6 protein-coding genes and 1 pseudogene are annotated in these 12,839 nt (G+C 54.4%); 5 read left to right on the top strand and 2 right to left on the bottom strand.

The window, feature by feature from the left end:
- Positions 1 to 106 precede the first annotated feature (106 nt).
- Both AADEFJLK_RS14760 and AADEFJLK_RS14755 read right to left on the bottom strand, forming a co-directional pair.
- Positions 107 to 2,050, bottom strand: a complete 1,944-nt coding sequence (locus tag AADEFJLK_RS14760) for a capsule polysaccharide biogenesis protein (RefSeq protein WP_103974805.1) — start codon at positions 2,048 to 2,050, stop codon at positions 107 to 109.
- Positions 2,050 to 3,033 (bottom strand): glycosyltransferase, encoded by a 984-nt coding sequence (locus AADEFJLK_RS14755; protein WP_103974804.1) that lies wholly within the window; start codon positions 3,031 to 3,033, stop codon positions 2,050 to 2,052. Before AADEFJLK_RS14755 ends, AADEFJLK_RS14760 begins: the two co-directional genes overlap by 1 nt.
- Before the next feature lie 425 nt (positions 3,034 to 3,458).
- On the opposite strand from AADEFJLK_RS14755, the gene AADEFJLK_RS14750 reads away from it, so the two are divergent.
- The 5 genes and pseudogenes from AADEFJLK_RS14750 to AADEFJLK_RS26000 all read left to right on the top strand — a co-directional run.
- Positions 3,459 to 4,028 (top strand): hypothetical protein, encoded by a 570-nt coding sequence (locus AADEFJLK_RS14750; protein WP_103974803.1) that lies wholly within the window; start codon positions 3,459 to 3,461, stop codon positions 4,026 to 4,028.
- 373 nt (positions 4,029 to 4,401) lie between these two features.
- Complete coding sequence (locus tag AADEFJLK_RS14745) at positions 4,402 to 5,709, top strand: leucine-rich repeat domain-containing protein (protein ID WP_103974802.1); 1,308 nt, start codon at positions 4,402 to 4,404, stop codon at positions 5,707 to 5,709.
- An 11-nt stretch (positions 5,710 to 5,720) separates the two neighbouring features.
- Positions 5,721 to 6,398 carry a hypothetical protein gene (locus tag AADEFJLK_RS14740; RefSeq protein WP_103974801.1) on the top strand — a complete coding sequence of 226 codons (678 nt, stop codon included), beginning with the start codon at positions 5,721 to 5,723 and terminating at the stop codon, positions 6,396 to 6,398.
- A gap of 12 nt (positions 6,399 to 6,410) precedes the next feature.
- A complete protein-coding gene (locus tag AADEFJLK_RS14735) occupies positions 6,411 to 9,041 on the top strand; it encodes a transglutaminase-like domain-containing protein (protein ID WP_103974800.1) in 2,631 nt (876 codons plus the stop codon).
- Between the two features lie 5 nt (positions 9,042 to 9,046).
- Positions 9,047 to 12,839: pseudogene (locus AADEFJLK_RS26000) on the top strand (DUF6531 domain-containing protein); the annotation flags it as partial.

The raw sequence follows: 12,839 nt of genomic DNA, 5'->3' as shown, positions 1-12,839 counted from the left end.
CCCTGAACACGATTGTAAAAATAAGATTATGAGGACGGTAATAAAAATAGCAAGGATCCGGCCATAAAATAGCCGCTTTTTTTTCTGGCCAGGCTAAGGAAGCAGGCTAACCTGGAGGGGGTACTGGCTGGCGGCGGGCTTTCAGCCACAATTCCAACAGCAAAGCCTTACGCAACAGCTTACGCCCCCACAGCCGCCAAGCCGCTTGTCCGCGCCATGCCAACAATTCGTCTAAAGCCCGCTCAGGGCTGGTAAATTGGCCACTGACCCGGCTGATATAGGTAGGATAAAGGATTAACGCCGCCGCCGCCAATTCATCGACACTGAGGCGGCGCGAACGCCTGTCCGCCACCAGCTTATCCTCAGTCAACCCCCACCCCGCGTAAAAAGGCAAACCGTAGCAGACAACCCTTTTGCCGCGCAACAACGCCTCAAAGCCCGTTAACGAAGTCAAGGTATGCACCTCATCGACCTGTTCCAGCAATTGCCCCATCGCCACATCGACGACAATCTCGTCGCACCATAAATGCGTCTGCGCCTCGTCCTGCCCCGCCTGCCGCAAGCCCACCACCACATCAGGATGGGGCTTATAAATGATATAAGCCGTCGGTTCGGCACTACGCACCGCCATCAACAGGCCTAAATTAGTGCGTAGCCCCAACGCCCCATAAGCCAACGACGCATCGCTTTCCACCTGCCCCGGCACCAGAATGACCGGCCCCGCCAAACTGCCCGGCGGGCGTTGCCAGCCCCCCGTGCCGACATTGTATTTGGTCAACCGGGCAGCGGCCAAGCGCTCGCGTAGCTGCTTAGCACGCGCCAGCAATGCCGTATCAAAGGGATAATTTTGTAGATAAGCCTCCAAATCGGAAGGCCTTGTCGCATCGTAATAGATACCCGTACTGTCCAAAGCCCATGATAATGGCCGGATCAGATCGGCACCTAAGCCTACGGAACGGATAAAACCATCTTCCAAGCGAATAGTATGCCATTGTTTGGCATTTTCCGGCAGCACCGTGAGCGCTTGCCGACCCCAGACCACCAGCGTGGCCTGTTCGGGCGGCTGCGCAACATCAAACAGCACAACGCTACCCTGAAAAAACCGCCTCACAATCGGCTTCTTATAATCGGAAAAACCGTATGCGTACAGCCGCGCCGGAAACCGCCCGCGCTGCACCCGCTGCCACCCCGCCCAAGCCAGCAAACGCTCAGGTTCGCAGCGCTGTGCTGTTTCTGGATCAACATAAGCCGCGCAAGCGACCAGCACTGCATACAGCAAATTGGCCAAGGGCACTGGCTGGCGGCCTAAAGGTGGCGGCACGGCATCATCGGTCAAGCCCCAGCCCGCATAATACGGCATCGCAAAGGTGCACACCCGCTTACCCCATAACAAGCCTTCCCAACCCAAGCTAGAAGCCTGACAATACACCGCTTGCGCCCCGGCCAGCACCGCCGCCGGATGCACATCCGCCGCCAGCGCCTGCACCCGCGCCGCATCGGCCAACGTCCGCCGCTGCCCAGGCACATCAGGGCAAGGCAACACCAGCACCTGCGCATCGGGATACTCCGCCAAAGCCGCCGCCAGCATCCGCGCCGACCCCGCCGCATCCCCCGCATCAACTACCACTACATAATGGGGCGGTAAAGGCAAAGCATACGCCCGCGCGTGGTTATAGCGCGATAACTGCTGGCTTTGCCACAACCCCTGCAACTGCCACGCCCGCGCTTGCTGGGCAGGGCTATAAGCCACCGCTATCGCCGTTTCCAACGCACTGGCCCAACAGAGCGACAATACCCCATCCGCAGCATTAAAAGGCGCAACACAGCCCTCGGTGGCTTCCCACAGCACCAGACCGCCTAACCGCGCCAACACCTCGCCGCCACGCCGCCACGCCGCCAACAGACGGCGGTTTGCAGGCTGCACCGGGCGATATACCACCACCCGCCGCCAGCGCCAACTTAACGCCCACAAAGTCAGCAAACGCGGCTTAGGCAACAAGCGCACAGCGGCCTGCGCCAAATCTTCGGCAGAAAGCGACGGCCTAGCCATCAGCCCCCCAACAACTGGCGGTTAGCCTGTTGCGCCTGCGCCGCCATTTCCAGTGTCTTCGCTTGGGCATTACCCCATAAGCCATAGCGGAAAGTCTCGTCTTGGGTCAGGCTTAAAATCGCCTCCACCCACGCCGCCTGCTCGTTCGCCACCACCAAACCCTGCCGCCCATGCTCGACCACCGCCGCACAACTGCCGCCCGGCGAATACACTCCGACCGCCCCGCAACGGGTAATATCCAAAAACTTGGTCTGCGAACGCGCCAAATTAAACGGCACGTCCAACAACGGATTTAAGCCGACATGCCGCCCAGGTTGCGCCAAAAAACCCTGATAGGCCGGCCATTTCAAGGTATGCACCACGGTAACGCGCGGCAAGCCCCGGTACAGCTCAAACACATCTTTCTTCCCGATAATCTCAAAAGCCACCTGCGGGTCCCGTGCCAGCACCTCCGCCACCACCGGACGTAACCAACGGATTTCCGCCTGATGCGTGGCAATCGAACCGTGATAAAAAATCCGCCGGATCGGCTCAGGGAACGCAATCGGCGTAGGCAACACTAATTGCGCCCGCCACGTCGCGTATTTTTCCACCAGATACGGTGTCGACACCCAAAGCTGCGGCTGCTGGCCACGCAACCAAGCCCGTTGCCGCCACGCCAATTTTGCCAATTTATAACGGTAACTGAGCGGCATCCCCGCCGACGCGGCAATGTCCAACACATCGTCATCCATAAAAAACACCAACGCCCGCAACCGCACCCGGCACGCGCCAACCAGCCGCACCCACGCAGGCGGCACATAACGGACAAAAATGACAATCGCATCGGTTAATGCTTCAGGTTCCGGCACATCGGCATGAAAACACCGGACAAGCGGAAACCCACCCGCCGCCAACAGCGGCAGGATAAAAAAATCCGTGGAAGGGTTCGCACACTCTTCGATCAGAAAAACCGTGGGCTTAGGGGCTGGGGCGGGTTCCATAGCAGGCTCAAAGCTAAAAATTATGGTGATTATAACAGCCAGATAGCCAAGTGAACTTGCTTTGTTTTTAACAAATAACGGATAGTTTCTGGCAATGATTGCAGTTATTTTTTGTGAAGCATTTCACTTATTTAAATTTCATTAAAGCACAAAATCTATTATATGGCTTTTATTCATTGAAAAATCAATACCTTATTAATCAATATTGCTATTTCACATAATTACTTAACCGTATCTGTTTTTTTGATTTCATTACAAAGAAAACCACATGTAAAATAAATAAGCACTAAAATAAACACATAACATCCATTTAACTGATAATAAAAATCACCTTCTTCTTAAAGATAAGTAACTAACGCATACTAGAGACAACTTTACCTATATTAGTTAAATCTTCCGCATATTACCTTAACTTGGCTTTTATCATGGCAACTAACAGCACATTACTGGTTACAACAGATTATATCCAAAGCGATACGCAAACCCCAGATACGGATACCACCATTACCAGCACTCCTACTGATACCAGCGACCCAGTAGCGCCTGCAACTAATGACACCGCCAATCAAGATGCACTGAACGGCATAACTGCTACAACAAGCGATGAAACTTCCCTTGATAGCACTAAGGACAATAACCCAGCAAACACTGGCTATATCATACCTTCAGACGTTTATTTATTCGACGGCGGGCAAATCGACACTTCCGGCACTACCCCCACCGACACCACGGGCGACACAGTATCCACCACTGACGACGGCGGCGACAACGGCGGCGGGCAAACCGACACCTCCGGCGACATCGTTCTAGTACACGCAACCTATGAATACAATATTTATGGCACTAGATACGACCCGGAAAACTACGATGATGGCTATGGCACAGCTTTAGTGGTAGAGCCCATATCATCATCGCTTCATGTAGTCATTAGCCCAGAGACGAATATTCATCTTATAGCCCTCACAACTACAACGGCTGATGGCTTGGTGGTTTAACCGACAAACAACTTGTTGCCTTTCGGCATCCCCGTATAGCAGGGAAGCTTCCCCCTAAATGACACCCAGTGATTTTAGGGGGGCGGCATTTGCCCATACAAAGAAGCTTAGGACACTAATGAGCTTGCCAGAGCGGCGCTATAAAACATCAAAAACCAGAAAAATTCACAAAATGATAACTTTTACCGCGCCGTAAAACATTATTTAGGCGTACAGGCAAATTATTGCCCATTATTTTGATAACTGCCCCCCTATCATTTAGGCATATTACATCCGACAGCACTCTGTTGGCAGAAGGACAATCCCAAAATAAACGGCCTAACACCCAAAAACCATTGATTTTTGCCATCAAAATTCATGACGGACATTATTTATGAAATTCAACAAAGTCTGGATAACCCTATTGCTGTCAATCAGCAGCGCAGCCCACGCCGACCTCTACGACACCAATATCAAAAACGCCATAACCTGGCTGTCTTCTAAGCAAAATGCCGACGGCAGCTGGGGGACTTCCGCCATAGACATCCAGCCCGTCTACACCAGTGCGGTAATTCAAGCCTTTGAGTCCGCCTCCAACCAGCAAAAAGACTATTATGAAGGTTTGACTTGGTTAGAAAACCACGCCAGCAACAATGTCGACCTGACCGCAAGATTCGCACGGGCGCTCATCAGCCATGGCGACGATGTCAGCACCGCCCAAGCCTACCTAAAAGATGCCCAAGAATCTGTCGGCACAGCCTACTATGGTTGGGGTCTGTCATCTAACTACACCAGTTCGGCCATCGATACCGCCTTGGCGTTGATCGCGTACAACAAACTGAACCAAACGGGCGTAAACATCACCGGGGCGCTCAACTACCTCAAAAGCACCCAGCACACCGCCGCTAATGATAAAGGCTGGGCAATCAACCCTGCCGACAGCAGCGACCCCGCAACCACTGCGATAGTCGTCCAAGCCCTCGCACTTTATACCGGAAGGGACACAACGCTCAGCACTAATATCACCAATGCCCTCAACACCTTAGCTGTGTTGGTTGACACCAATGCGCCGCCCTTACTCCAAGCGCTGGCCGCGCAGGCCGCGCAGGCCGCGCAGGCCGCTGGCGACAGTGCCAAAACCACCGCATTTTTAACCAACCTCACTAACAGCCAAGCGGCAGACGGCAGTTGGAAATGGAACGGCGACACCACAACTGCCACAGCGGGCGATGCTTACATCACCGCCTTAGCGACCCGCGCCTTAGCCACCGCCAGCAAACTCCCCAGTTTGGCGACAGCCGTAACCATACCCGACCAAGCCTTACGCCAAGCCATCAACCAAGCTCTAGGGCGCAATGCCATGGATAGCCTAAACCGTGGGCAACTCGCCCAACTGACCAGCTTATCCGCTGTAGGCAAAGGCATTGACAGCCTCACCGGCCTAGAATGGGCGGTCAACCTGACCAGCGCCGATCTGCGCAACAACAACATTACCGACCAAAGCCCATTGCAGAATTTAACCCAACTGACGACCCTGCAACTGGCTGGCAATCCGGTCACCAGCCCCGGCGCACTGTTGGCCAATGCACAAGGGCAACAGGCCAGTACCCCTGTACCCGCCTTACCGTTACCTGGGCAAATACTGTTGGCATTGGCATTAGCCGCCATTATGCGCCATATCCGCCGTTTCCAAGCCTGCTAAGGAGAATTTCAATGCGTCTTTTTTTATCTTCACTATTACTGGCCGGGATACTCCAAACCGCATCGGCGCTAGCCCTTCCAAACACGGGCAAAGATGCCCAAGCAGGCGAATTGCCGCCCGAAAAATTAGCGGCCATCCGTGAAATAGGCCGCAACATCCTTTTAGCCAAACAGCCTAAAGATGCCGCCGACCCCGCCGGACAAGCCGCCTTATCACAGTTGCGCACAACCTTAGACAACTTAATTGCCGCCGAACAACAGCTTATACAAATTAAACCGCATAACAGCAACGCCGCCCTGACACCTGACCAGGCCCAACAACAGACGCTCAGAGAAAACTCACGCAAAGCCGCGCAAACCAAAGCGTTGGATGTAGCTGCCTCACTGCACCAAGAAGCCGGGCTAATGGCACAACAACAAACCTTATATTCAAGCGGTTTTCCGATAAGCCAACAACGCGGGCAACTGTATGAGCGTTGGGCAAAACACCTAGAAAATATCCTTGCCGACAACAACGCAAAAACGCCCCGCTTATTACGGCTAATGGCGTTCCGCGATAAGCTCGAACCCCAACAGCACAGTGTATTAAGAAAACCCATAAAACACCATTCGCCGACCCTGCGGGCATTATTCCGCAGCACCGCACCTGCGAAAACCTCCGCACCCACCCCTACCCAGGCCAACCACTAATAAGGACTTGCCATGCCAAACCGTCTATTGTTGTCAAGAATCCCCCTATTAACCGTTGCTTTTTTGGGATTAGCGGCCTTACCGCAACAGCAAGCCCTAGCGGCACAACTCCAAACCCCTGAAATTGTCTTCACGGGCAGTGATGCTGCACCCTTGGCCGCCAAAGCCGGGCAACTGGGTACTGCGGTCGCCATTTACGAATACGTCCACAATAATTTCGAATTTTCGACTTACCACGGCTCACGCTCCGGCTCGGTCAACACCTTCAATGCCCAACGCGGCAGCGATGTCGATATCGCCACCGCCCTAATCGCCATGATGCGGGCGCGGAACATCCCCGCCCGTTATGCCGTCGCAACCGTACGGATGCCCGCCGCACAATTCACCAATTGGCTAGGCATCGCGAATCTTGATGTGGCCGTACAAGTATTAAAAGACCAGGGCATCCAAAAAGTTGCCCTTGCGGCCGACCGCAGCACGGTTGATTTTGAACATGTCTGGTCTGAAGTATTGGTGCCTTTTGAGCAATACCGCGGCCTGACCCTACCGTCAACCGTAGACTGTTCACTAGCCAGTTACGCGGCGCGTTGCGATTGGGTACCGCTGGACGGCAGCTTTAAACAAAAAACCTACAACGGTTTAAACATAGACCCTTATAGCGCCTTAAGTTTCGACTACACCGGCTATTACAACGCCATTAAAAACTCGGCAACCGATACCTTGCTCCGCAAAGACAAAAACCCGCTGACTATTTTAGAAGAGCAAATCGGCACTTGGTTACGGGCCAACAAACCCGGCAATACCCTAGAAGATGTTGCCGATGCCGGGCAAATCATCGAAATACACGACGGCCTACTGCCCGCCTCATTGCCTTTTAAAGTAGTGGGCGGCATAGGGAGCGTCCGCCATTATGATTCGGTGGCCTCACATGATACCGCCGCCGTCGGCACAGAAGCCAAAGATTGGGGTAAGCGGCTATCCATCACCGTTGGAATAGTCGCCCCATTAACAGGCGGCGGTACCTTTACCGCAACCTTGGGTGCAGGCAACCCTTTATTGGCGGAACTGAACACAAAACGCCTGACCCTAGCGACCGAATTCCCTCCGCCCGGCAATATCCCCAATGTTGTCACCCGACTGGGCGGCGTTGAAATCGCCCGCCCGCTCGGCGGTTCAGGCACAATAGTCGGCTACAACCCAAAAGTCGGCGACGCTTACACCATTTATGTATCTATGGACGGCACCCCCGACCCGACAGGCGGCACGGATGACAACACCGTTTCCGCCACTTATTACGGTATTCTTGGCGGTTATTATCTGATCGCCACCGGCGGCGAATCGTCCAATTGGCAACAAGTCCATAACGCGGCCAACCAATTGTTAACCGCCAATGACACTTATAAAATTGTCTTCAACCCTAACGAATCAGGATGCGACAAAGCCAGCGGGCTAAATTGCACACCGTTTGTCGATGCCACCAAGAACGGTTGGGACAGTTCCGACCCAACGCTGTTAGACAACAAACCCGCGTTAGATGCCCTAACGGGCGGCCTGCTCTATGTCGCCGCCACCCAGTATTACACCAAAGTCCGCGAACAATTCCAACGCGCCGACCTGTTAATGAAAGCCAAAACCCCCATCGTCGGTTTTTTGGGCATCGTCAGCTCGACACATGAAGCCGAATACATCGACGGCACGGCATTTTCAATCTTACCCGGTGGCCTGTTAATTGATATGAAAGGCATCACCATCGCAGGCTCGTACCGCACCAACGACACACCCCTGACCTATTCCAACCGCCAATTTGAGTTTTTAGGGCATATCACCTCATCCCTAGAGCATGAAACATGGCAAGAACTGACCGGGTATGATGCCGTATCAACAGTACGCGGCATCCAAATGGCGCTAAGCAACGGCGCAACCTTGCTTAACCCTAAAAAGAACGCCACCGCCGACACCTTGCCCGGCCTCTATGGCGCTTTAGGCTTCAGCATAGGCAATCCCGCCACCGCATTCACCTACAGCCCGTTCACCATTGGCACGACCGCCCCTGCAACTTGGAAGCACGCCACCAACGGCAGCACCTTCGATCTTTTTCAGGCCACCATTGGGCAAAATACCAGTGATTTACGCAAATCGTATGGACAGTATTCTTATACGCCAAATTCTGGCCTCTATGGCTGGTCAAAATGCGTATCCGATCAAATAAGCTCCATAAATGCTTCGCCGGAAGGTTCTTATACAGGCACAACCTGTGACGGCACAGCGATATCCGGTTCAAAAGCGGATCTACTTAATGGCATTAACAATGACTGGAAAAACACCATCATCCCACAGATGATTGGGCAAAAATATTTCGATTATTTCGATACCAAGCATACTCCAGACCCCTTCGACAAAAGCTTATATGTTTACCGCACGGCACCGCCCGCTAATGATGCCCAAGAAACAACCAACATCGCCAACATCCGCAGCAACCTCTATGATCGGGATCTAAGCAAATCTTGGGCCGAATACCTAATCCCGTCCAAATTGACGATAGGAACGACTTATCGGTTTACCGTCGATATCCACAAAGAATATTCAACTGCCGACAACCGCTTAACGTCGATGGCTTTCGAAATCAACAACCTCACAAAATAAACGCCATGAACAAGACCCCTTCGCATTTAAGCTTGACCCGTTTGCACCGCGCTATCGCAACCTTGGCCGTCCTTACCTCAGCAGCGGCACAACTTGCCGTGGCGGGCAGCTATGTGGACGCCAACACCACGCTCCAAACCGCCACCGCCATCAACACCGGCGCCGTATCGGCCACACCTGTGTTTAATAACGACCAGTTCACCGACAAAGTTTTAGTCGCCACCGTCAATAACGACAAAATCCGCACCCCTTCCACGGCAGATCCCGTATCCACGGTCTCCGGCAACAACTATCATGACGAAACGGACATCCAAATCCGCGGGCGCAATGACTTGAACTATGTCTTTACGCGTACCTACAACAGCGCCGCCAGCGCCACAGCCGTCGATATAGGGCTAGGTTACGGCTGGGTGCATTCTTATGGGATGCGCCTGGAGTCCAACGATTTCGGCATCTGCCCCAATTGCGGCACAACCGCCAAGCCCGAAAACGGCAACGGCAAAACCTCCTCCATCACCTACACCGACGAGCGCGGCGGCGAGCAAAACTTTTTGGTCAACGAGACCACCTTCGCCGTCACCAACCCCAAAGGGGTTTTTGACCAACTGACCTTGGACAGCGCCACCGGACAGCATACCCTAACCTTCCGTAACGGAGTGAAATACACCTTCGAGACCGTCACAGGCAACCTGAAAGCGACCCCTAACACCAAAGCCCGCCTAAAAACCATAGAAAACCCTTGGGGCGACAAATTGACGTTGGCGTACGACGCCAGCGGCCGCTTAAGCACCGTCAAAGACAACCTGAACATTGCCGCCCGCACTGGCTTAACGTTCACCTATTACGGCACGACCAAACGCATCCAAGACATCACCGACTGGACGGGGCGGACATGGCATTATGACTATACGGGCGATGATTTGACCGCTAAAACCAACCCCTTACAAGAAAAGATCACTTACACCTACCAGAACGGGCATCTGCTGCACGAAATCATCCTGCCCTTACTGCGCGGCACTCAAGCCGTCAAAACCACTTTCAACTATTATAGCAATGGCCGGGTCTTCAACTACAGCAACGCCCTAGGCCATACTGAAGCCCTCGATTACGACCTGTTCCGTAAAATCACCCGCGTCACCGACCCCAGAGGCGGAGTCCGTACCTATACCTACGATGCCGACGGTTTCATGACCAAACTACAAGAACCGGACGGTGCCGTCCTGATCTTCGAAAGCCAAAATGACGGCCTGCGCAACAAAAAATACGACGCGCTGGGCTACGCCACCCAATACAGCTACCTGAACGGCAAAACCATCGCCGACACCGCCAGCGACAACTTCGGCAACGTCAGCCGCGAACAAGATGCCTTTAACTATACGACCGACACCAGTTATGGCCCCTACGACCAAGTCGCCGCTGTCAAAGACAAACGCAACATCACCACCAGCACCACCTATTACACCGCCGCCGGCACATGCAGCAAAATCGGCAAGCCGCAATCGGTGACACTGTCGAAATTGACCCAAGCCGGGCAAGCGCTCACCAATGTCACCCTGCGTGACTATTGCTGGAACAGCAACGGCACCCTAAACACCCTGACCGAATACATCGACCCGACCGATGCCACCCGCAAGCGCGTCACCCAATACACCTACGAAACCGTCAGCAACGGCCTCAATGTTTCCGACGTTAACATCAAAGGCTCCGGAAAAACCATCCATACCCATTTCACCTACGATGCCCTAGGCCGCAAACAAAGCGCAACCCTGTATCGGCAAACCTCCCCGACCGTCCCGGCCTTGGTGGCGCAAACGACCCATTACACCTACGACGACCTTGACCGCCTGGTCACAACCACCGACCCCGACGGCAATATCCATGAGACCGTATTTGACGCGAACGGCCAAGTCTACCAAGAAAAAATGTCTTACCCGACCACCGTCACCCGCCCCAACTGCGCCGCCCCCACTGGCGGCTATGTGGTCTGCACCGAAGCCACCCACCAATACGATGCCGCCGACCGCCGCATCAGCAGCAAAGACGTTTTAGGTGCCAACACCAGCTTTGCTTATGACGAAGCGGGCAATGTCATCAAGACCACCGATGCCAACGGCCACGTCACCCGCTACGAATACGATGCCATGAACCGCAAAACCGCCGTCATTGACGGCAACGGGCGGCGCACCGAAACGCAATACGACCTCGCCGGCCATCCTATCGCCGTCACCAACGCCAACGGCGAAACGGCAAAAAGCACCTACGACAAAACTGGGCATCTGCTCCAAACTACCGACCCGTTGGGCAACAGCACCCAATATAAATATGATGCCAACGGCAACCTGTATTGCCTCATCGACGCCAACGAACACACCGACACCACCGCCCCCGATTACCAGCCGCTCAACACCAACGGCTGTACCGAATGGCGGGCTTATGACGAACTCAACCGCCAGACCGTCAGCAAAAACGCCGCCAACGCCGGCACCACCTACAGTTACGACCTGCTCGGCAACCGCCTTACCGTGCGGGACGCACTTTCCCGCACCACAACCTTTAATTATGACGATCTGGGCCGCCTGACTGAAGTCGTCGATCCCCTGATAGAAGCCCCAACCGATAAAACCCAAACCTTTGTCTACGACGAAGCCGGTAACCTAATCCAAACAACCGACCGCAAAGGCCAAACCAGCCAATATACTTACGACCTGCTCAACCGCAACACCCAAACCGATCTGGCCGACGGCAGCAGCGAATCGGCCATTTACGACGACTTTGGCGATCTGGTCAGCAGCCAAAACGCCGCCGTAACCTACACCTATACCTACACATCCAAACACCAGCTAAAAAGCAAGACCGACAGCCGCCAAAACAAAAAGCTGGCTTGGGCCTATGACTTGGTCGGCAACCTCAAAACCAAAACCGACTACCAAAGCGAAATAACCACCTACCAATACGACAACACCAACCGCTTGGTGGCGGAAGCCAACCCCGCCTACCTGCAAGTCAGCTACCATTATGACGCGGCCGGCCGCCTGCTCGACCGCATTCTCAGCAACGGCGGCCACAGCCATTACGGCTACGATGCCGCAGGCAGGCTCACCCAGTTGCAAAACACCACCGCCACCGGCAAAACCGTCAACAACAGCAGCTATGTCCGCGATGCGGTCGGCAACATCCTCAGCCAAACTGACTCCGGCGGCACCGGCCAGCTCAACGTCGCCCGCAACTATACCTACAGCCCCGCCTACTACCTGCTCAGCGCCGATTATGCCGGCACCGTCACCAGCGACGAGTCCTACACCTATGACGCGGTCGGCAACCGCCTGACCACCACCACCGGCTCGCTGACCCCGACCACCAGCACCCTATACCACAGCTACACCAGCGGCAACCGCTTGGCAAGCACCAAAACCGGCAGCCTGACTGGGCCGATACTGGAAAATTACACCTACGACGACAACGGCAGCCTGAAAACCATCGCCCTCCCCAGCGATCCCGCCAACGCCCGCAACTTGGTGTTCACTTGGGATGCCAACAACCGTTTGGTAACCGCTGATGCCGTCAGCTTCGCCTACGACCCCAGCGGTTACCGGATTAAAAAAGTCGTCAACCCCACCACCACCAAAAACTACCACTTGGAAGGCGAGCATCTGGAAGCGGTCTACGACGACCAAGCCGTCCTGCAAGCCAAATACTTCCGGGGCGGCGTCATCGACGAGATTGTCAACGCCTACCAGCGCAACGCCGCAGGCGACCTCATCAACAGCACCTTCCACCACGACGCGCTGCAATCCGTGC

This window comes from Methylovulum psychrotolerans, from assembly GCF_002923755.1.
Taxonomy (GTDB): Bacteria; Pseudomonadota; Gammaproteobacteria; order Methylococcales; family Methylomonadaceae; genus Methylovulum; species Methylovulum psychrotolerans.
The sequence above is the reverse complement of the archived record's forward strand: the minus strand, read 5'-3'. Positions and strand labels throughout refer to the sequence as shown.

Bases quoted from the DNA above. Each gene is read 5' to 3' on its own strand.
- AADEFJLK_RS14760 (WP_103974805.1), bottom strand. From the start codon at position 2,050: ATGGCTAGGCCGTCGCTTTCTGCCGAAGATTTGGCGCAGGCCGCTGTG.
- AADEFJLK_RS14755 (WP_103974804.1), bottom strand. From the start codon at position 3,033: ATGGAACCCGCCCCAGCCCCTAAGCCCACGGTTTTTCTGATCGAAGAG.
- AADEFJLK_RS14750 (WP_103974803.1), top strand. From the start codon at position 3,459: ATGGCAACTAACAGCACATTACTGGTTACAACAGATTATATCCAAAGC.
- AADEFJLK_RS14745 (WP_103974802.1), top strand. From the start codon at position 4,402: ATGAAATTCAACAAAGTCTGGATAACCCTATTGCTGTCAATCAGCAGC.
- AADEFJLK_RS14740 (WP_103974801.1), top strand. From the start codon at position 5,721: ATGCGTCTTTTTTTATCTTCACTATTACTGGCCGGGATACTCCAAACC.
- AADEFJLK_RS14735 (WP_103974800.1), top strand. From the start codon at position 6,411: ATGCCAAACCGTCTATTGTTGTCAAGAATCCCCCTATTAACCGTTGCT.